21 protein-coding genes and 1 tRNA gene are annotated in these 18,435 nt (G+C 70.6%); 12 read left to right on the plus strand and 10 right to left on the minus strand.

Annotated features, from left to right (window positions below; all coding sequences use genetic code 11):
- Window positions 1–33: 33 nt before the first annotated feature.
- Window positions 34–109, minus strand: a tRNA-Thr gene (locus Q0938_RS14815).
- Window positions 110–250: 141 nt separating this feature from the next.
- Between Q0938_RS14815 and Q0938_RS14820 the strand changes: the two genes are divergently transcribed.
- Complete coding sequence (locus Q0938_RS14820) at window positions 251–1,126, plus strand: hypothetical protein (protein WP_299363851.1); 876 nt, start codon at window positions 251–253, stop codon at window positions 1,124–1,126.
- 64 nt (window positions 1,127–1,190) lie between these two features.
- Here the strand turns inward: Q0938_RS14820 and Q0938_RS14825 are convergent, their stop codons facing one another.
- Window positions 1,191–1,442, minus strand: a complete 252-nt coding sequence (locus tag Q0938_RS14825) for a DUF2312 domain-containing protein (RefSeq protein WP_299363853.1) — start codon at window positions 1,440–1,442, stop codon at window positions 1,191–1,193.
- A 110-nt stretch (window positions 1,443–1,552) separates the two neighbouring features.
- On the opposite strand from Q0938_RS14825, the gene Q0938_RS14830 reads away from it, so the two are divergent.
- The 4 genes from Q0938_RS14830 to dtd all read left to right on the plus strand — a co-directional run bounded on the left by Q0938_RS14830 (window position 1,553) and on the right by dtd (window position 3,261).
- A complete protein-coding gene (locus tag Q0938_RS14830) occupies window positions 1,553–1,780 on the plus strand; it encodes a hypothetical protein (RefSeq protein ID WP_299363855.1) in 228 nt (75 codons plus the stop codon).
- Between the two features lie 196 nt (window positions 1,781–1,976).
- Entirely contained in the window at window positions 1,977–2,408 is a 432-nt protein-coding gene (locus Q0938_RS14835; protein ID WP_366942763.1) for a YeeE/YedE family protein, read from the plus strand.
- Entirely contained in the window at window positions 2,405–2,812 is a 408-nt protein-coding gene (locus Q0938_RS14840) for a DUF6691 family protein (protein WP_299363857.1), read from the plus strand. The genes Q0938_RS14835 and Q0938_RS14840 overlap by 4 nt, the downstream gene beginning before the upstream one ends.
- The gene (gene dtd, locus Q0938_RS14845; protein WP_299363858.1) at window positions 2,809–3,261 is read left to right on the plus strand and encodes a D-aminoacyl-tRNA deacylase; all 453 of its coding nucleotides are present in this window, start codon (window positions 2,809–2,811) and stop codon (window positions 3,259–3,261) included. Before Q0938_RS14840 ends, dtd begins: the two co-directional genes overlap by 4 nt.
- Before the next feature lie 42 nt (window positions 3,262–3,303).
- Here dtd and Q0938_RS14850 read toward each other — a convergent pair whose 3' ends face one another.
- The 6 genes from Q0938_RS14850 to Q0938_RS14875 all read right to left on the minus strand — a co-directional run bounded on the left by Q0938_RS14850 (window position 3,304) and on the right by Q0938_RS14875 (window position 9,200).
- Complete coding sequence (locus Q0938_RS14850; RefSeq protein WP_299363860.1) at window positions 3,304–4,182, minus strand: glycosyltransferase family 2 protein; 879 nt, start codon at window positions 4,180–4,182, stop codon at window positions 3,304–3,306.
- A gap of 178 nt (window positions 4,183–4,360) precedes the next feature.
- Window positions 4,361–5,092: an ABC transporter permease gene (locus Q0938_RS14855; protein ID WP_299363862.1), complete on the minus strand. Its 732-nt coding sequence runs from the start codon at window positions 5,090–5,092 to the stop codon at window positions 4,361–4,363.
- On the minus strand, window positions 5,089–6,024 hold the full coding sequence (locus Q0938_RS14860) for an ABC transporter ATP-binding protein (protein ID WP_299363864.1): 936 nt from the start codon (window positions 6,022–6,024) through the stop codon (window positions 5,089–5,091). Before Q0938_RS14860 ends, Q0938_RS14855 begins: the two co-directional genes overlap by 4 nt.
- On the minus strand, window positions 6,021–7,157 hold the full coding sequence (locus tag Q0938_RS14865) for an ABC transporter permease (RefSeq protein WP_299363866.1): 1,137 nt from the start codon (window positions 7,155–7,157) through the stop codon (window positions 6,021–6,023). Before Q0938_RS14865 ends, Q0938_RS14860 begins: the two co-directional genes overlap by 4 nt.
- A gap of 6 nt (window positions 7,158–7,163) precedes the next feature.
- Window positions 7,164–8,069, minus strand: coding sequence for an ABC transporter substrate-binding protein (locus tag Q0938_RS14870; protein ID WP_299363869.1), 906 nt, complete (start codon window positions 8,067–8,069; stop codon window positions 7,164–7,166).
- Window positions 8,070–8,207: 138 nt separating this feature from the next.
- On the minus strand, window positions 8,208–9,200 hold the full coding sequence (locus Q0938_RS14875; protein WP_299363872.1) for a DUF305 domain-containing protein: 993 nt from the start codon (window positions 9,198–9,200) through the stop codon (window positions 8,208–8,210).
- Window positions 9,201–9,848: 648 nt separating this feature from the next.
- Between Q0938_RS14875 and Q0938_RS14880 the strand changes: the two genes are divergently transcribed.
- The 7 genes from Q0938_RS14880 to Q0938_RS14910 all read left to right on the plus strand — a co-directional run bounded on the left by Q0938_RS14880 (window position 9,849) and on the right by Q0938_RS14910 (window position 16,915).
- A complete protein-coding gene (locus tag Q0938_RS14880) occupies window positions 9,849–11,087 on the plus strand; it encodes a DEAD/DEAH box helicase (RefSeq protein WP_299363916.1) in 1,239 nt (412 codons plus the stop codon).
- Window positions 11,088–11,439: 352 nt separating this feature from the next.
- Window positions 11,440–12,597 (plus strand): D-alanyl-D-alanine carboxypeptidase family protein, encoded by a 1,158-nt coding sequence (locus Q0938_RS14885; protein ID WP_299363875.1) that lies wholly within the window; start codon window positions 11,440–11,442, stop codon window positions 12,595–12,597.
- Between the two features lie 11 nt (window positions 12,598–12,608).
- Entirely contained in the window at window positions 12,609–13,244 is a 636-nt protein-coding gene (tmk, locus tag Q0938_RS14890) for a dTMP kinase (protein ID WP_299363877.1), read from the plus strand.
- The gene (locus Q0938_RS14895; RefSeq protein ID WP_299363879.1) at window positions 13,241–14,335 is read left to right on the plus strand and encodes a DNA polymerase III subunit delta'; all 1,095 of its coding nucleotides are present in this window, start codon (window positions 13,241–13,243) and stop codon (window positions 14,333–14,335) included. The genes tmk and Q0938_RS14895 overlap by 4 nt, the downstream gene beginning before the upstream one ends.
- A 32-nt stretch (window positions 14,336–14,367) precedes the next feature.
- Window positions 14,368–15,180 carry a TatD family hydrolase gene (locus Q0938_RS14900; RefSeq protein WP_299363881.1) on the plus strand — a complete coding sequence of 271 codons (813 nt, stop codon included), beginning with the start codon at window positions 14,368–14,370 and terminating at the stop codon, window positions 15,178–15,180.
- Entirely contained in the window at window positions 15,177–15,974 is a 798-nt protein-coding gene (locus tag Q0938_RS14905; RefSeq protein ID WP_299363883.1) for an MBL fold metallo-hydrolase, read from the plus strand. The genes Q0938_RS14900 and Q0938_RS14905 overlap by 4 nt, the downstream gene beginning before the upstream one ends.
- A 2-nt stretch (window positions 15,975–15,976) precedes the next feature.
- Window positions 15,977–16,915, plus strand: coding sequence for an AEC family transporter (locus tag Q0938_RS14910; protein WP_366942764.1), 939 nt, complete (start codon window positions 15,977–15,979; stop codon window positions 16,913–16,915).
- Here the strand turns inward: Q0938_RS14910 and Q0938_RS14915 are convergent.
- On the minus strand, window positions 16,912–17,484 hold the full coding sequence (locus Q0938_RS14915; protein WP_299363887.1) for a hemerythrin domain-containing protein: 573 nt from the start codon (window positions 17,482–17,484) through the stop codon (window positions 16,912–16,914). The genes Q0938_RS14910 and Q0938_RS14915 overlap by 4 nt on opposite strands.
- Window positions 17,481–18,434 (minus strand): ABC transporter permease, encoded by a 954-nt coding sequence (locus Q0938_RS14920; protein ID WP_299363889.1) that lies wholly within the window; start codon window positions 18,432–18,434, stop codon window positions 17,481–17,483. The genes Q0938_RS14915 and Q0938_RS14920 overlap by 4 nt, the downstream gene beginning before the upstream one ends.
- Between the last annotated feature and the right edge of the window lies 1 nt (window position 18,435).

Genomic DNA, 18,435 nt, shown 5'->3' on the forward strand with positions numbered 1-18,435 from the left:
CCACGTGCCGACTTTGATTTTGCCATGGATTCGTGGTGCCGGTTGCAGGAATCGAACCCGCGACCTTCTGATTACAAATCAGCTGCTCTACCAACTGAGCTAAACCGGCATCGGCGGATGCGTAGCGGGCACGGGGCCTCCGCGCAAGGGTCTGTCGGTGGCAAAGCCCTGCCGTTTGACTGCCGCGCCGGCGCCGCTACTCTGCGGCCCGGCCGGGCCGGGCCGGTGAGGCCGGTCACAGGGACGGATGATGAAGGCAGCTTTCTATCTGGGGGTTCACGGAACCGAACCCGAACGCATGATCCGGGCCCTGATGGAAAATCGCGGCTGGATGCTGCCGAACGGGATCGAGCCGGTGCCGCCGTCGCGGCATCGCGGGTTGTTCGAAGAGGCGCTGGCGGCACTGTCGGGCGGTCCCGCCACTCCAGAGATGGAGGGAGTGATGCTCGACTCCATCCTCGACAGCGATCACCCGCAGCGGATCATCATCTCGCAGCCCGGCCTGATCGGCATACCGGCGCGCTGTCTCGCCGAACCGGGATTCTTTTCGGCCGCGGGGCCCAAGATGGTGGCGGCCGCCAATCTCTTTCCCAGCGCCGAGGCCGAGTTCTTCCTGGCTTTGCGCAATCCCGCGACGCTGATCCCGTTCCTGCTGGGCAAGATCGACCCGAGCCGGGCCGACCAGCTGATCAGCGGCCGCAACCCCGAAGAGATGCGCTGGGCGCCTGCTGTGCGCCAGATCCTTCAGTCGATCGGTCGGCGGCGCCTGGTGCTCTGGTGTCACGAGGATACCCCGCTGATCTGGCCCGAGGTGCTGCGCCGGGTGGGGACCATCCCGCCCGACGTGCCGCTGCGGGCCGGATTGTCGGCCCTCGCCGACGTTCTGACCCCGGAGGGGATGACCGAGTTGCGCGCCTCGCTGGCGGCGGCGCCACGGCTGACGATCGAGACCCGGCGCGACATCTTCGTGCGGGTCCTGGGCCAGCATGCGCGGCCGGATGCGGTCGAGACCACCATTGCGCTGTCCGGCTGGACCCAAGAGCGCGTGGACCGGATGACCGCGACCTATGATCGCGACATCGCCGAGATCGCGGCGCTTCCGGGGGTGGAGTTCATCGCGCCCTGAGGACGGGTCCGCGTCGGGCCGGTGTCTTGCATGCAGCGCGTCCGGTGGCCCGGTCCGCCGCGCGTCAGGTCATGCCGAGCGCGGCCTTGTACATTTCCAGCAGCGCCTCTTCCTCGGCGATGTCGTCCTTGTCGCGCTTGCGCAGCGCGATCACCTTGCGCATCACCTTGGTGTCATAGCCGCGGGCCTTGGCCTCGGCCAGCAGCTCCTTCTGGCGTTCGGCGACGTCGGCCTTTTCCGCGTCAAGCTGTTCATATTGCTCGATGAATTGCCGCAGCTCTCCGGCTGCGACACCATAGCTGCTGTCGTCCTGCATGGATGTCCCTCTGTCCCGTGGCGCGATCTGCCAGGGCCGGAGCCATAGGGCGTCTTGCCGGGTCGTGCAATCGCCGCTAGGCCGGGGGCGACCGTGCGGGGGACCAGCCGATGACCGTCTTCGACATGCTGATCTGGGGTGGAATCATCCTGACCAGCGCCGGTCTGGCGGGCATATTGTGGTGCATCGTCAGCGTCTTGCGCGCCCGCCGCGCGGGGCTGGACGACGCGGCGATGCGGGCCCGGATGCGGGTGGTGGTGGCGGTCAACATGGCGGCGCTGGCGGCCTCGCTGCTGGGGCTGATGACGGTCGTGCTGGGCGTGATGCTGGGTCCCTGAGCGGTCCCGAAGCGATCACCGGACCCGCCGATCAAAACCGCAAGAAAGTGGCGACGTTCACGCATGCTTCATGCAGTTTTCATGATCCGTTCCGCCACTTATCAAACCCCCGGCGTGCCCGGCGCAGGAACCACCCGGCGATCGCATTGAATCATTCGGGCCGCTGAATATATCACCGCGGCACAACGACAGGTGGATGAACATGCCGACGGAATGGTTGCTGGGGCTGATGGGCGGGCTGATGATCGGGGGGGCCGCGGCGGTGTTCCTGCTGGGGCTGGGCAAGGTGATGGGTGCCAGCGGCATCATTGCCGGGCTGATGAACACCGACGATTCCGTCTATGCCTGGCTCGACCGCGCCATGTTCGTGGGCGGGCTGGTGCTGGTCCCGGCGGTGTTCGTCCATCTGGGCCCGGGCCAGTCCCATGACGCGGTCGTCAGCTGGCCGCTACTGGCGCTGGCCGGCCTGCTAGTCGGGTTCGGGTCGCGGCTGGGGAACGGCTGCACCTCGGGGCACGGGGTCTGCGGAATCTCGCGGCTGGCGCCGCGCGGCATCGTCGCGACCGGCGTCTATCTGAGCTTCGGCGTGATCGCCGTGGCGGCAACACGGGGGCTTGGCTGGTCATGATGCGCATCGTGCTTTCGGCGCTGTCGGGTGGGCTGTTCGGGGTCGGACTGCTGGTGTCCGGGATGACCGATCCGGCCCGGGTGCGGGGGTTCCTGGACCTGTTCGGCGCCTGGGACCCGACGCTGGCCTTTGTGATGGGCGGGGCGGTGGCGGCGATGGCGGTCGCCTGGGCGGTCGCCGGCCGCTACGAGCGGGCCGCAACCGGGGACAAGCTGCCGGGCAAGCCGTCATCCCGGCTGGACGGGCGGCTGATCCTGGGGGCGGCGATCTTTGGCACCGGCTGGGGGCTGGCGGGATACTGCCCCGGCCCGGCAGCGGCGTCGACGCTGATCGCCGGGGGCGCGATCCTGGTGTTCCTGCCCGCCATGCTGATCGGCATGCAGGCCGCGCGTCTGGTGAAGTGAGGGCGCTAGTCCAGCGCGTGACCCGGGCCGAGGTGACGGTCGCGGGGCGCCCCGTCGGCCAGATCGGCCCCGGGCTGCTGATCCTGGTCTGCGCGATGCAGGGCGACGACGGCGCGGTGGCCGACAGGCTGGCCGGGCGCGTCGCCCGGCTGCGGATCTTTCGCGACGACGCGGACAAGATGAACCGGTCGCTGCTGGACACGGGTGGCGCGGCGCTGGTGGTCAGCCAGTTCACCCTGGCCGCCGACACGCGCAGCGGCAACCGGCCCGGGTTTTCCGCCGCCGCGCCCCCGGACGAGGGACGCCGGCTGTACGAGCGGTTTGCGGCGGCGCTGGCGGGCCTGGGGGTGCCGGTCGCGACCGGCGAGTTCGGCGCGATGATGCAGGTCGGGCTGGTCAATGACGGGCCGGTGACGATCTGGATGGACACCGACACGGCGGCGGGCTGACCGCCGCACCGGGTTGCCGAGCCTGCGCGGCGGCGGACCCGGTCAGGGATCGAAGCGCGCCACCCGGTCCTGCGGATCGAGCCGCGCCGCCCCGTCCGGTCCCAGCCACTGGTCGACCCCGCGTTCGGCCCGGATCAGCCCCTCGGCGCGGGTCCGCCGCTTGATCGCACTGCTATTGGCCCGCATCTCGGGCGTGGCGTAGCTGCGGCCGTGATGCAGGTGCAGCGCGACCGTGGAGAACCGGATGCGGCGGCCCCGCAGGCCGCTGTGGGTCAGCCGCGCCCCGAATTCCGCGTCCTCCCCGCCATAGCCCATTGCCTCGTTGAAGCCGTTCACCGCCAGGGCGTCGCGGCGCAGGCACGAGGCGGAATGGCCGTTCCAGGTCGGCCTGGCGGTGACCACGCGGTCGAGCAACCGGCCCAACAGCGGAGACGCTGCCGTCTTTGCGTAGAGCCGCGGGCCGGGGCGCATGCCGTGCGCGACGAGCCAGCGTGGGGAAAACACCTGCTGGGTTTCGACCCCGGCGCGGCTGATCGCCCGCGAGACATGCGGCGGCAGCTTGAAGTAGCTGCCGGACAGATACTGCCCCGGCCGGGCCTGCCGGATGTGGCAGTCGACGAAGTCGCGGCGGACGACGCAGTCGCCGTCGGTGACGATGATCCGTTCCCCGCGCGCCAGCGCCAGCGCCTTGTTGAGGATGCGGCATTTCGCAAAGCCCAGGTCGGGCTGCCAGACATGCACCACCGGCACCGGCATTGCGGGCGCCATCCGGGCGATCAGCGCCGCGGTGTCGGGGCCCGATCCATCGTCGGCCAGGATGATCTCGAAGTCTTGCCGGGACTGGACCGACAGGGCCCAGAGCACCTTTTCCAGTGCCTGCGGCCAGTTGTAGGTCGAGATCAGCAGGGAGGCGGTCGTCAAGATCGGGTCACGCGGCGCTGGATCGGCTTGCCCTCCAGTTAGCCGTGCCGGATCGATCCGGGCAAGGGTGAACCGGCATGTGGTCCCGGTCCGCGCGTCGCCATGCGCCCAGCGAGGTCCGCTGCGAGGCGATGCGATGCCATCAGCACGCCCGGCGGCGCGTCCGGTCGCGGGGCGGTCAGCGCGGGCGGCGGCGAATGGCGGCCACGACCAGCCCCAGCCCGTCATAGACCAGCACCGCCAGCCCCGCCGTCAGCAGCCCGCCCTGCACCACGAAGGACAGGTTGTTCGCGTTCAGCCCGGCGATGATCACCTCGCCCAGGCTGCGCGCCGCGACGGTCGATCCGATCGCCGCGGTCGAGATGGCGATGACGGCGGAGATCCGGATCCCCTCGACCACCAGCGGCAGCGCCAGCGGCAGTTCCACCTGCCACAGCTTTTGCCGCGGGGTCATGCCCATGCCGTCGGCGGCCAGCGCCACCGATGCCGGCACGCCGACCAGCCCGGCCAGCGCGTTCTCGAAGATCGGCAGCAGCCCGTAGAGGAACAGCGCGATCAGCGTGGGCCAGGCGCCGAAGCCCACCACCGGCACCGCGAGCGCCAGCACCGCCACCGGGGGGAAGGTCTGCCCGAACCCGACCAGCGCCCGCGACAGCGGCAGGAATTCGGCGCCGCGCGGGCGGGTCACCAGCACCGCCAGCAGGATGGCCAGCAGCGCCGAGGGAACGATGGCCGCGACGACCAGCCCCAGATGCCACAGCGTCAGGTTCCCGAAGCCGGCCCGATCATAGATGACCGGCATCCCGTCGGGCGCGAAGGGGCGCAGCAGCGGCACGAAGCTGTCGGGCGCCAGGATGAAGCCCAGCACCCCGGCGAGCAGCACCAGCCGGCCGATCAGCGCGCCGGTCATCCGGGCCGACCCGCCCGGATCAGGTCGTCGCGGGTGCAGACGCCGGCGGGGTGGCCGTCCGGGCCGGCGACGGGCAGGCGGTCGCGGCCGGACCAGATCATCTCGGCCAGGGCGTCGGCCATCGTCGCGTCGGCGGGCAGCACCGGGCCGTCGGCCGCGCCGGGCCGGGCCAGCCGCGCGGCGGGCTGCAACGACAGGTAGCGGAAGGCGCGGTCCCCCTCGCCCAGCAGGTCGGCGACGAAGCCGGTGGCCGGGGCGGCGATGATCTCGGCCGGGGGGGCGAACTGGTCAATGCGGCCGGCGCGCATCACCGCGATCCGGTCGCCCAGGCGGATCGCCTCGGCCATGTCGTGGGTGACCAGCATCACCGTGGTGCCCAGCTGCTGCTGCAGCTTGCGCAGGTCGGTCTGGGCCTGCTGGCGGATCACCGGGTCCAGGGCGCCGAAGGGTTCGTCCATCAGCAGCACCTCGGGCCGGGCCGCCAGCGCCCGGGCGACGCCGACCCGCTGCGCCTGCCCGCCCGACAGTTCGTGCGGAAAGCGCGGGCCGATCACGTCCGGGTCGAGCTGCAGCATCAGCATCAGCTCGCGCACCCGGGCGTCGATGGCGGCGCGCGGCCAGCCCAGCAGGCCGGGCACGGTGGCGATGTTGCGGGCGGCGGTCCAGTGCGGGAACAGCCCGTGGTCCTGGATCACGTAGCCGATGCGCCGCCGCAGGTCGGCGGCGGGCACCGAGGCGGTGTCGGTCCCGTCCAGCAGCACCCGGCCGGCGGTCGGCTCGACCAGGCGGTTGACCATGCGCAGCAGCGTGGACTTGCCCGAGCCCGAGGTGCCGACCACGGCGGTGATGGTGCCACGCTCCAGCGTCAGGGACACGTCGTCCACCACGGCGATGCCGTCATAGACCTTGGACACGGACTCGAAGCGGATCATCGCGCGGCCCCGGGCAGCATGGCGATCAGGGCGTCCATGACCGCCGAGGTGAGGAAGGCCAGCGCCACGGTCGGCAGCGCGCCCAGCAGGATCAGGTCGGTGGCGGTCTGGCCGACGCCCTGGAAGACGAAGGTGCCGAACCCCCCTGCCCCGATCAGCGCGCCCACGGTCGCCATGCCGATGTTCTGGACCAGCACGATGCGCGCCGCGGTCAGGATCACCGGCAGGGCCAGCGGGATGTCGACCCGCAGCATCCGCTGCCGCGCGGTCAGGCCCATGCCGTCGGCGGCCTCGGTGACGCTGCGCGGCACGCCGGTCAGCCCGGCCACGGTGTTGGCGACGATCGGCAGCAGCGAATAGAGGAACAGCGCCACGAAGGCCGGCGCCATGCCGATCCCGCGGATGCCCAGGGCGGCGGCGCCGGGCAGATTCGCGGCCACCCAGCCCAGCGGCACGATCAGCATCCCGAAGAGCGCGATCGAGGGGATGGTCTGCACCATCGTCAGCAGGTTCAGCACCGCGGGGCGGATCCGCGGCAGCCGGGTCAGCAGGATCCCCGCCGGCACGCCCGCCAGCATCGCCACCCCGAACGAGCCGAAGGCCAGCCACAGATGCTTGGCCCCCTCGCGCCAGAACGCGCCGCTGCGGTTCTGGTATTCCTGCAGGACCGACAGCTGCGCCAGCGCACCGGAGCCGAGGATCAGCCACCCCGCGCCCACCGCCAGCGCCACCAGTGCCAGCCGCAGGGCCGGGCCGGGCCGCAGCCGGGTCATCCCGTCGATCACCAGCAGCCCGGCGCAGGCCAGGGCGATCCAGAACCCGGTGCCCGGCCCGACCCGCGCCTGCGGCGGCGCGTCGGCCGCCAGCCGCGCCGCGCCCCAGCCCATCAGCAGGATCAGCCCGACCAGCAGCCCCGCCGCGACCGCGACCCGCAGCACCGGGCGGTGCAGCGCCAGCAGCGCGCCGATCACCAGCGCCAGAGCGCCGAGCGCCAGCCCGGCGGCGCCCGGACCCAGCGTGTCGACCAGCCCGTGCGGCTGTCCGGCGGCGATCCGGTTAGCGCGGAACACCGCCAGCGGCAGCACCGCCGACGCCGCCAGCGGCAGCAGCAGGATCGCCATGCGGTCCCGCATGCGGGATCAGTTCAGCAGATCGTTGGCGGTCAGGAACTCCTGGGCGACATCGGCGGCGGGAATCCCCTCGACCTGCACCTTGCCGTTCAGGTCCTGCAGCGTCTCGAGCGTCAGTTTCTCGAAGACCGGCTGCAGCAGGCCCTCGATCTCGGGATGCTCGGCCAGGACCTCGGCGCGGACGACCGGCGCCGGCTGGTAGACCGGCTGCACCTGCTTGTCGTCCTCGAGCACGGTCAGGTCGGAAAACGCGATCTGGCCGTCGGTGCCATAGACCATGGCGGCATTCGCCCCGCTGGTGCCGTTCGCGGCCGCCTGGATGGTCGCGGCGGTATCGCCGCCGGACAGGACGATCAGCTGATCGGCGCCCAGGGTGAAACCGTAGGCCGCCTGGAAGGACGGCAGCGCCGGGGCGGAGTTCACGAATTCGGACGAGGCCGCCAGCTTGACCTCGCCCCCGTCGCTGACCCATTTGCCGAAGTCGGACAAGGTCCTGACGCCGGCCGGTTCGGCCACGTCGGTGCGCAGCGCGATGCCCCAGGTATTGTTGGCCGGCGCCGGGGTCAGCCAGACCACGTCGTTTTCCTCCTGGTCGAGCTTTTTCGCCTCGGCATAGGCGGCCCCGGCATCCTTCCACAGCGGATCCTCGGCCCGGTTGAAGAAGAAGGCCGCGTTGCCGGTGTACTCGGGATAGATGTCGATCTCGCCCGCCAGCAGCGCCTGACGGACGACCGGCGTGCCGCCCAGCTGCAGGCGGTTCTCGGTCTCGATGCCCGCATTCTCCAGCACCGCGCGGATCATCTCGCCCAGGACGCCTCCTTCGGTGTCGATCTTGGACGAGACGACAACCTGCGCGTGGGCTGAGGTGGCGAGGGCGGCCGCGGTGACGGCCGACAGAAGGACAGAACGGATCATGGTTTTTCCTTTGCACCGAGGGGGTCACGCGCCGTCCGGTTGCACGGCCGGTTACCGGAACAGACCACAGACATTCAGGGACGAACAGAAAAAAGCGGCCCCGGCGCGTTGCCGGGGCCGCCTGCGGATCTGACGGACTCAGTTGCCTGTGCCCGTGTTTGCGCCGCTGGTTGCGCCGCCTGCACCGGAACTGGCGTCGCCGGCCGCCCCGCTTGAGGCGGCATCGCCGGCGCCGCTGCCCGATGCACTGTCCGCAGAGGTGCCGTCAGCCGGCATGCTGCCCGACGCGGCGCCCGCGGGTGACGCATCCGCGCCCCCGGCCGCTGGCATCGAGGATCCGGCGTCCGTCGATCCGGTCGCGTCCATACCGGACGCCGCTGCCGACCCGCCCATGCTGCCGCCGCCGGACATGGCGCCATCCGACCCCATCTGCATCATCTGCTGCATGTCGCTCACGCCGGCATCCGGCGCGTTGGTTTCCAGCCAGTCACCCAGGCGCTTGACCTCGCTTTCATGCGACGGGGCCATCTGTTCGGCCATCGACTTGACCTCGGCGTTCTCGACCGACCCGGACGCCTCCTTGGCCAGCTGCGCCGCCGCCAGATGCAGCGCCATCATGTTGCGCACGAAATCCACGTCGGACTTGCCGGTCGAGGGCATCGACAGCATCGCGTTCAGATGCGCGGTGACGCCGCGGTCCGCCGCCATGTCGCCGCCAGCCATCTTGGCGGTCGTGCCTTCTGAGGTGCCGGCGGCAGCCGCCGCATCGCCGCTGACCGCCTCGCCGCCGCTGGCGGTGCCGGCTGCGCCCTCGGTCGTTGTCCCGGTCCCGGTGTCGGCAAGGGCGTGGGAGTCGGCCGGGCTATCCGCCGCATCCGATCCGGCGCCGGCGGTTGCGTCGGCGCTGCCGGACGCCGCGGCGCCGGTCGTGGCGCTGTCGGTCGCCATGCTCCCGCTGGCCGCCGCGCCGGCGTCGCCGGACGTGGCCGAGCCGCTGCTGCCGGCCATGCCGGAGGTCGCAGCGTCCGGGGTGCTGGCCCCGGGTGCCCCGGCGGCGCTTTGCGCCATGACGGCGGCGGGCGCGGTGGCCAGCATCAGCGACGTGAACAGAACGGTGTACTTCCTGGTCATCATTTCCTCCTCTGTCATGCGGCAGGAACCGCGACCGGTCGGGCGCCAGCCCTGCGCATGAACTCCTGGTGAATCACGACGTGATCCGGACCGTGCCTCCTCGCAGGTCCGATGCGGGACAACGCGTCACCTCCGGGCCCGGATCGGTTAACTTTTGCTGTCCGCACGCCCGGCGCGAGTCGCCTGCTGTCCACGACACCGTTGTGAAAACGGCGTCGCGCTGTTGACACCGGGGCTGGGGCACGCCATCTGTCCCCCTGTCGACGCCCGCTGCCGCGTGAGCAGCTGCAGGTTTCCTGCCAAGGCTCGACATCAGACCAGGTTCCCATGTCACGCAAGGGTTGCCGGCGGGTGTCGTATCTGACCCGCGACCTTTGCCTTCCGCGGCCGATCGGGCCGCGGCTTCTGCACGGCCCGATACGGGGGCCGGCTACAGGACCTGAGATGACCGACACGACCAATACCGGTGCCCGCACCGCCAATCGCCGCCGCCCTGCCCCGCACCCGACCGACGCCGACAGCCGCGGCAAGCCGCGCTCGGCCGGGTTCCAGGCCCGTCGCGGCCCGGGCCGCGCCAAGAAGGACCGGTTCGAGGCCGAGCCCTTCATCCGGCGCGCCATTCCGGACATGGACACCCCGTTCACCCGCATGGGCATCGACCCGCGCGTGGCGATCAACCTGCCCGAGCTGGGCATGACCGAACCGACGCCGATCCAGGCGCAGGCGATCCCCGCGATCATCGAGGGGCGCGACCTGCTGGGCATGGCCCAGACCGGCACCGGCAAGACCGCGGCCTTCGGGCTGCCGATGCTGACCCGGCTGCTCGTCGCGGGCAAGCGCCCCGACCCGATGACCTGCCGTGCACTGATCCTGGCCCCGACGCGCGAGCTGGCGACCCAGATCGCCGCCAATGTCGAGGCCTATGCCCACGGGACCGGCGTCCGCGCCTTCCGCGTTGTCGGTGGCGCCTCGATCGGCGTGCAGATCGACCGGCTGTCGCGTGGCGTCGACGTGCTGATCGCCACCCCGGGCCGGCTGATCGACCTGATCGAGCGCAAGGCGATCCGGTTCGACCAGACCCGCTATCTGGTGCTGGACGAGGCCGACCAGATGCTGGACATCGGCTTCATCCACGCGCTGCGCCGTATCGCCAAGCTGCTGCCGGCCGACCGCCAGACGCTGCTGTTCTCGGCGACCATGCCCAAGCTGATGGAAGAGCTGGCGGCCAGCTACCTGACCGATCCCGTGCGGGTCCAGGCGAACCCGCCCGGCCGTGCCGCGGAAAAGATCACCCAGGGCGTGCATTTCGTGAACCAGGGCGACAAGGCGTCGTTGCTGGCCGAGTATCTGCGCAAGCATCCGGGCGAGCTGGCGATCGTGTTCGGTCGCACCAAGCACGGCTCGGAAAAGCTGCGCAAGCTGCTGGCCGACTGGGGGTTCAAGGTCGACGCGATCCACGGCAACAAGAGCCAGGGACAGCGTGAGCGCGCCTTGGCCGGGTTCCGCGCCGAACAGACCCAGGTGCTGGTCGCGACCGACGTCGCGGCCCGCGGCCTGGACATCCCGCAGGTCGCGCATGTCTACAATTTCGACCTGCCGAACGTGCCGGAAAACTATGTCCACCGGATCGGTCGCACCGCGCGCGCCGGCCGCGACGGTCGGGCGGTGGCGTTCTGCGCGCCGGCCGAGGTCGGCGAACTGCGCGCCATGGAAAAGGCCATGAAGGCCTCGATCCCGGTGATCGGGGGCGAGGTGCCGACGGGTCCCGTACCCGGCCCGGCTGGCCGCCGCCAGGGCGGACGCCCCGGATCGGCCGGCCCCGCCGCCGGCAAGCGCCCCGCGCGCCGTCCCTCGCGCGCGCCGAAATCGGGCAGCCGGCAAGGCTGACCTACCAGGAGGGGGGGGCGGTTCGCCGCCCCCGGCCTGCTTCTGCCCGGGCACCGATCGCGTGCCGGGGAGAACCTGTGCTGGCCGCGCAGCGTCTTGCCAGCCCCTGCGGGGGCGGTAACCTGCATGGGGCCAAGCTGTACCCCCATTATTCGACCACGAACGCCGGCATGAGCACGGTTTTGCTGCAGGCGTCTTATGATCCGCTGTGCCGCCGCCACTGGCGCCAGGAGATGGGCTGAAACACGGCCGTTCAGGAAATCTTTACCCCGCCTACGACAGGCTGCAGGCCGATTGCGGGGCTGTGGCTGCTGCGCTAACCCTGTCTGCAGACTGGCAAAGGACCTGTTTCATGCGCGCGATCCTGTCCCGCATCGTTTTCGCCGTGGTGATCGCGGCGGTCTGGACGCCTGCGGCCCGTGCCTTCGACACGAATGCGCGCGAGGCGTGGGTGTTCGACGTGCCGACCGGCACGGTGCTGATGGACAAGAACGCCGACACCCCGCAGCCGCCGGCCTCGATGTCCAAGCTGATGACGCTGTACATGCTGTTCGAGGCGGTGCGCGAAGGCAGGGTGGCGATGGATACCCGGTTCCCGGTCTCGACCAAGGCCCGGCAGATGCAGGGCTCGACGATGTTCCTGAACGAACGCGACCGCCCGACGGTGGAGGAGCTGATCAAGGGGATCATCGTCCTGTCCGGCAATGATGCCTGCGTGGTGGTCGCCGAGGGCCTGGCCGGAACCGAGGAGGAATTCGCCCGGCAGATGAACGAACGCGCCACGACGCTGGGGTTGACGCAGTCCCATTTCGTGAACGCCTCGGGCTGGCCGGCGCCCGGGCATGTGATGTCGGCGCGCGACCTGGGGATGCTGGCGCTGTACCTGATCCGCGATTATCCGGAGCTGTACCGCAACTTTGCGCTGACAGAGTTCCCGTTCGACAACCGCGCCCCGGCAAACCGGTTCAACCGGAACCCGCTGCTGGCACTGGGGATCGGCGCCGACGGGCTGAAGACCGGGCACACCAGCGAAGCCGGTCACGGTCTGGTCGGGTCCGCCGTGCAGGACGGCCGCCGCATCGTTTTCGTGATCACCGGGCTCGAGACTGCCGAGGCGCGCGCAGAGGAAGCCGAGCGGATCGTGAACTGGGCGTTCCGGCAGTTCACCATGCGCACCCTGGTTCCCAAGGGCGAGATCGTGGCACAGGCACCGGTCTGGCTGGGCACGGCGTCACGGGTCGGGCTGACCACCGCGGAAGGCGTCAACGTGCTGATCCCCGCGGGCGCGGCGGGCCATGTCAAGGCCGAGGCGGTGTTCGATGGCCCGGTGGAGGCACCTATAGATTCGGGGCAGAAGCTGGGTGACCTGGTCGTGACGATCCCCGGCACCGCGGGCGCCACGCTGCCGCTGCTGGCGGTATCGGACGTGCCGCGGGCCGGCGTGGTCGGCCGCCTGCAAGGCGCCGCGATGCGGCTGGGCCGCCGGGCGATCGACGCGGTCGGGGGCTGAAGAGCCTCGGCATGTTCATCAGCCTGGAAGGCATCGACGGGTCCGGCAAGTCGACCCAGGCCCGCCTGCTGGCGCAGCATCTGCGCGGGGCGGGGCACGACGTGGTACTGACCCGCGAACCGGGCGGCGCGCCCGGGGCCGAAGAGATCCGGCGCCTGCTGGTCGAGGGCGCCGGCGACCGCTGGTCGCCGGAGACCGAGATCCTGCTGTTCACCGCCGCCCGCCGCGATCATCTGGAGCGCACCATCGAGCCGGCGCTGGCCCGCGGCGCGGTGGTCATCAGCGACCGCTTTGCCGATTCCACCCGGGTCTATCAGGGCGCCGCGCGGGCCGACCTGCGGACCACGGTCGATCGCCTGCACGCGCTGATGATCGGGCTGGAGCCCGACCTGACGCTGGTCATCGACGCCGATCCGGCGGGCGCGCTGGCCCGGGGCGCCGCACGGGGCGGTGCCGAGGACCGGTTCGAACGCATGGGCGTGCCCTTCCAGCAACGCCTGCGCGACGGCTTTCGCGCGCTGGTCGAGGAACTGCCCGACCGGGTGCGCCTGATCGACGGATCGGGCAGCCCGGAGGAAGTCGCCGGGCGGGTGCAGGCGGCCGTCGGCCAGCTGCTGCCGGCCGCGCCGCGCCCGCATCCCGCATGAGCGCCGAGGCGGCGCTGCCCGAGGCGGATCGCGTCCCCGGCTTTCCGCACCCCCGCGAGACCCGGCGGGTGGTGGGTCAGGATCATGCGGTGGCCGAGTTCGTCGACGCAGCCCGGTCACACCGGATGCACCACGCCTGGCTGCTGACGGGGCCGCGCGGCACCGGCAAGGCCACGCTCGCCTGGGCCATCGCCCGCTGGCTGCTGTCGGGTGCCGGCAGCGACGACCTGTCGGTCACCCCGGACGATCCGGTTGCACGTCGGGTGCTGGCCCTGTCCGAACCGCGCCTGCATCTGGTCCGCCGTGCGGTCGACGAAAAGACCGGCCGGATCCGCGCCGAGATCACGGTCGACGATATCCGCCGGCTGCTGTCCTTTTTCCACATGAGCGCGGCCGAGGGCGGCCACCGCGTGGCCATCATCGACGCCGCAGACGAGATGAACGTCTCGGCCGCGAACGCGCTGCTGAAGATATTGGAGGAGCCGCCGCGCGACGCGCTGCTGCTGCTGGTCGCGCACCAGCCGGACCGCCTGCTGCCGACGATCCGGTCGCGCTGCCGCACCCTGCGCCTGTCCGAACTGGCGCCCGAGGACATGGCCGCGGCGATGGCGCCGCTGGCGGTGCAGGGCGATCCGACACGGCTGGCGGCGCTGGCCCACGGCTCGGTGGGCGAGGCGCTGCGGCTGGCCGGACAGGACGGGCTTTCGGTCTATCAGGCGATCGTCGACCTGTTCGCCACCCTGCCCCGGCTGGACCGCCGGCAGGCCGCCGCGCTGGCCGACGCGGCCGCGGCGCGGCCGGGGGCGGACGGCGATCCGTTCGACCTGGTGGTGACCCTGCTCGACCGGTTCCTGGCGCGCGCCGCGCGGGCCGGGCTGATGGGCGCCCCGCTGCCCGAGGCCGCCCGGGCCGAGGCCGAGGTCTTGACCCGCATGTCGCCCGACGAGCGCAGCGCCCGGGGCTGGGCAACGGCGCAGGCCGAACTGTCCGCCCGGGCGCGCCGCGGCCGGGCCGTCAATCTTGACCCGGCGGCGCTGGTGATGGATATGCTCGTCACGCTCGCGCAGCAGCCTGGCGTGCCCGAGGCCTGACGCCCGTACCGTCCCTTGTCCGAAGGCTCGCCATGACCGATCCGCTCACCGCCCCGCCGGCGCTGGTCGACAGCCACTGTCATCTGGATTTTCCCGATTTCGACGGCGAACAGGCGGCGCTGGTCGCGCGAGCCCGCGCGGCGGGCGTGACCCGGATGGTGACGATCTGCACGCGGCTGCGGCTGGAACCGCAGGTCCGCGCCATTGCCGAGGCGCATGAGGGCGTCTTCTACGCTGCCGGCACCCACCCGATGCAGGCCGCGGAGGAGCCGATGGCGACGGTCGACCAGCTGGTGGCGCTGGCCCGGCATCCGAAGCTGGTCGGGATCGGGGAAACCGGGCTCGACTATCACTACACGGCCGACAGCGCCGCCCGGCAGCAGGACAGCCTGCGCATCCATGTCGAGGCCGCGCGCCGGACCGGCCTGCCGCTGATCATCCACGCCCGCGATGCCGACGACGACATGGCCCGGATCCTGTCGGAGGAATACGCCGCCGGGGCCTTTTCCGGCATCATGCACTGCTATACCTCGGGTGCCGCGCTGGCGGAAACCGCGCTGGGGATCGGGTTCTACCTGTCGATGTCCGGCATCGCGGCGTTTCCCCGATCGACCGCCATCCGCGACATCTTTGCCGCTGCTCCGCGCGACCGCATCCTGGTCGAGACCGACGCGCCCTTCCTCGCCCCGCCGCCGCATCGCGGCAAGCGCAACGAGCCGGCGCATGTCGTGCATACCGCCCGCGTGGGCGCCGAGCTGCTGGGCCTGACCGATGCCGAGTTCGCGGCCCTGACCAGCGCCAATTTCGACCGGCTGTTTTCCAAAGCGGCTGCGGAACGGGCATGATCCGCGCCACCATCCTGGGCTGCGGGTCATCCGGCGGCGTGCCGCGGCTCGGCGGTCACTGGGGCGCCTGCGATCCCTCGAACCCGCGCAACCGGCGCCGGCGCTGTTCGCTGCTGGTCGAGCGCGACGGCCCGCAGGGCACCACCCGCATGCTGGTCGATACCGGGCCCGATCTGGTGCCGCAACTGACCGACGCCGGGGTGGGCGTGCTGGACGCGGTCGTCTGGACCCACCCCCATGCCGACCACATCCACGGCATCGACGATCTGCGCCAGATCGTCCACAACACCGGCCGCGTCCTGCCGGGTTGGGCCGACACGCCGACCTCGCGGGCGCTGCGCAGCCGCTTCGGCTACATTTTCCAGACGCCGGCGGGATCGCCCTATCCGCCGGTCGTGGCGCTGAACCTGATCGATGGCGCGTTCCGGCTGGGCGGGCGCGGGGGGCCGCTGGATGTCATCCCGTTCCGGGTCGAGCACGGCAGCATCACCGCGCTGGGGCTGCGGATCTCGGGCGACGGGCCGGCGCTGGTCTATCTGCCCGACGTGAAATCCATCCCCGACGCCGCCTGGCCCGCGATCATGGGGGCCGAGCTGTTCATCTGCGACGCGCTGCGCTGGACGCCGCACCCGTCCCACGCACATCTGGACCAGGCGCTGCAATGGATCGAACGGTCCGGCGCCCCGCGCGCTGTGATCACCAACATGCACCTGGACATGAATTACGACGACGTCCAGGCCGCGACCCCCGACCATGTCGTTCCCGCACATGACGGTCTGGTGCTGCAGCTGTGACCATGCTGTTCACCGTCGTCCTGCCGGTCTTCCTGGTCCTGGGCTACGGGTATCTGGTCGCCTGGCTGGGATGGATGTCGACGCAGGCGATCGACGGCCTGATGCGGTTCGCCCAGAACTTCGCGGTGCCGGTGCTGCTGTTCCAGTCCATCGCGACGATGGATCTGGGGGCGCATTTCGATCCGGTCCTGCTGTCCTCCTTCTATGTCGGGGCATTCGCGTCCTACGCGGCGGGCTGGGCAGGGGCGCGGTTCCTGTTCGGCCGTTCGCCCGAGGATGCGGTGGCGATCGGCTTCGTCTGCCTGTTCTCGAACACCCTGCTGCTGGGCGTGCCGATCACCCAGCGCGCCTATGGCGACGCGGCGCTGGCCGGCAATTTCGCCATCGTGGCCATCCATTCGCCCCTGGTCTACACCTTCGGCATCACCGCGATGGAATTCACCCGGGCGCGTGGCACCGGACTTGCGGTCTCACGGGTCGCCTGGCGCGCGCTGATCGGGGTGTTCCGCACCCCGATGGTCCTTGGGATCCTCTGCGGCGTTGCCATGAACCTTGCCGGCATGGGCGGGCTGGTCATGCCGGAGGGGTTCTGGGCCGCCATTGCCATGGTCAAGGGCGCAGCGCTGCCGACGGCACTCTTCGCCCTGGGCGGCGTGATCTGGCGTTATCGGCCGCGCGGGGATGCGGGGGTGATCGCGATGTGCTGCGCCGTCAGCCTGCTTCTGCATCCGACCCTGACGATGGCCATCGGCAGTCTGGGCGGGCTGGACACGGCGTCGATCAGGTCGGCGGTCGTGACGGCGGCCATGCCCCCGGGGGTCAATGCGTTCCTGTTCGCGTCGATGTACCAGTCGGCGCAGCGCGTCGCCGCGTCCACGGTGCTGATCTCGACGCTGCTGTCGGTCCTCAGCAGCGCCATGTGGCTGGACCTGCTGCCCTAGACCCGCATGTCATAGAACCCGAGCGCCGGGGCGAGTTCCGTTTCCTCATAGCGGAAATGCGACCGGACCGCCTGGTCCAGCGCCACGAAGGCGGTGGCGCAGGCGTGGAAGTCGTCCCGGTCGACGCCTTCGGACAGCGCCGCTGCCGCGTCCCACAGATCGATGATCAGGTCGTGGATCACGGCATGTTCCGCGCGCAGGCGGGTCAGCACCGCGTTCAGCGGGTCGTTGCCGTGGCGTTCAAGCTGCGGGTAGAGGTACCCGTCCTCGATCTGGTGATGCGAGGTGAGCGCGCGGCACTGTTCGCCGCAGGCGGTTCCGAACTGACGGAAGTTCTGCGCCATCTGCATGTCCCGCACCCGCGGTGCAAGCGACGCCGGATCGGCCATCCCGTCGCGGATCTCGGCCATCAGCCGACCGACCGCCGACAGGTCGCGCAGGTACCAGCGATGGATGGCGGCCAGGCCGCGGCCGTTCAGTTCCTGCAACGGGTTCAGGTTCTCGAACGCCGGGGCCTTCGGTCGGGCGGCATCGTCCATCAGATCCCGGGGCGTCAGGTCCGCTGTCATCGTGGCGTGACCCCGCGCAGGCGTTCGCCGCGGCGCCGCAGCAATTCGACCGTCGTCAGCAGCGTGATCGAGAAGATGACGAGCAGGGTCGCCACGGCAAGGATGGCGGGGCTGATCTGTTCGCGGATGCCGTTCCACATCTGCCGAGGGATGGTCTGCTGATCCGGCCCGGCGATGAACAGCACCGCCACGACCTCGTCGAAACTGGTGACGAAGGCGAAGAGTGCCCCCGAGATGATCCCGGGCAGGATAAGCGGCATGATGATGCGGAAGAACGTGGTGCGCGGATTGGCCCCCAGCGAGGCGGCAGCGCGTGACAGCGACTGGTCGAACCCGACCAGCGTCGCGGTGACGGTGATGATGACGAACGGAATGCCCAGCGTCGCATGGGCCAGGATCACGCCCAGATAGGTGCCGGCCAGCCGCCCGCATTGCGGCGACAGGCCGATCCATGTCAGTGCCTCGCACGGGTTCGAATAGAAGAAGAACATGCCTGTCGCGGTGATGATGATGGGCACGATCATGGGCGAGATCAGGACGGCCATGATGGCGCGGCGGAACGGCATTTCCGGGCGCGCCAGTCCCAGCGCCGCCAGGGTGCCCAGCACCGTCGCAAGGATGGTCGAGAACAGGCCGATGATGAGCGAGTTCTTGGCCGCGTTGACCCATTTCGCGTTCGCCCAGACATCGGCCCACCACGCCGCGTCGCGCGGCGCGTCGGGGCGGGTCATGCCGAAGGTCAGCAGGCTGTCGTACCAGCGCATCGAATAGCCGTCGGGATCCAGCGCGAGCATCCGGTCGGTGAAGGTGAAATAGGGCTCGGCGTTGAAGGACAGCGGGATGATGACGAGGATCGGCGCGATGAGAAACACGAAGATCGCCGTGCAGATCGCCAGATAGGCCCAGTGCCAGGCGCGCTCCAGCGGGGTCGCATAGGTCGGAAGTGCCATG

Origin of the sequence: uncultured Paracoccus sp. (assembly GCF_947496875.1) — a bacterium.
GTDB lineage: Bacteria > Pseudomonadota > Alphaproteobacteria > Rhodobacterales > Rhodobacteraceae > Paracoccus.

Bases quoted from the DNA above. Each gene is read 5' to 3' on its own strand.
- Q0938_RS14820 (WP_299363851.1), top strand. From the start codon at position 251: ATGAAGGCAGCTTTCTATCTGGGGGTTCACGGAACCGAACCCGAACGC.
- Q0938_RS14825 (WP_299363853.1), bottom strand. From the start codon at position 1,442: ATGCAGGACGACAGCAGCTATGGTGTCGCAGCCGGAGAGCTGCGGCAA.
- Q0938_RS14830 (WP_299363855.1), top strand. From the start codon at position 1,553: ATGACCGTCTTCGACATGCTGATCTGGGGTGGAATCATCCTGACCAGC.
- Q0938_RS14835 (WP_366942763.1), top strand. From the start codon at position 1,977: ATGAACATGCCGACGGAATGGTTGCTGGGGCTGATGGGCGGGCTGATG.
- Q0938_RS14840 (WP_299363857.1), top strand. From the start codon at position 2,405: ATGATGCGCATCGTGCTTTCGGCGCTGTCGGGTGGGCTGTTCGGGGTC.
- Q0938_RS14855 (WP_299363862.1), bottom strand. From the start codon at position 5,092: ATGACCGGCGCGCTGATCGGCCGGCTGGTGCTGCTCGCCGGGGTGCTG.
- Q0938_RS14860 (WP_299363864.1), bottom strand. From the start codon at position 6,024: ATGATCCGCTTCGAGTCCGTGTCCAAGGTCTATGACGGCATCGCCGTG.
- Q0938_RS14865 (WP_299363866.1), bottom strand. From the start codon at position 7,157: ATGCGGGACCGCATGGCGATCCTGCTGCTGCCGCTGGCGGCGTCGGCG.
- Q0938_RS14870 (WP_299363869.1), bottom strand. From the start codon at position 8,069: ATGATCCGTTCTGTCCTTCTGTCGGCCGTCACCGCGGCCGCCCTCGCC.
- Q0938_RS14875 (WP_299363872.1), bottom strand. From the start codon at position 9,200: ATGACCAGGAAGTACACCGTTCTGTTCACGTCGCTGATGCTGGCCACC.
- Q0938_RS14880 (WP_299363916.1), top strand. From the start codon at position 9,849: ATGGGCATCGACCCGCGCGTGGCGATCAACCTGCCCGAGCTGGGCATG.
- Q0938_RS14885 (WP_299363875.1), top strand. From the start codon at position 11,440: ATGCGCGCGATCCTGTCCCGCATCGTTTTCGCCGTGGTGATCGCGGCG.
- tmk (WP_299363877.1), top strand. From the start codon at position 12,609: ATGTTCATCAGCCTGGAAGGCATCGACGGGTCCGGCAAGTCGACCCAG.
- Q0938_RS14895 (WP_299363879.1), top strand. From the start codon at position 13,241: ATGAGCGCCGAGGCGGCGCTGCCCGAGGCGGATCGCGTCCCCGGCTTT.
- Q0938_RS14900 (WP_299363881.1), top strand. From the start codon at position 14,368: ATGACCGATCCGCTCACCGCCCCGCCGGCGCTGGTCGACAGCCACTGT.
- Q0938_RS14905 (WP_299363883.1), top strand. From the start codon at position 15,177: ATGATCCGCGCCACCATCCTGGGCTGCGGGTCATCCGGCGGCGTGCCG.
- Q0938_RS14910 (WP_366942764.1), top strand. From the start codon at position 15,977: ATGCTGTTCACCGTCGTCCTGCCGGTCTTCCTGGTCCTGGGCTACGGG.
- Q0938_RS14915 (WP_299363887.1), bottom strand. From the start codon at position 17,484: ATGACAGCGGACCTGACGCCCCGGGATCTGATGGACGATGCCGCCCGA.
- Q0938_RS14920 (WP_299363889.1), bottom strand. From the start codon at position 18,434: ATGGCACTTCCGACCTATGCGACCCCGCTGGAGCGCGCCTGGCACTGG.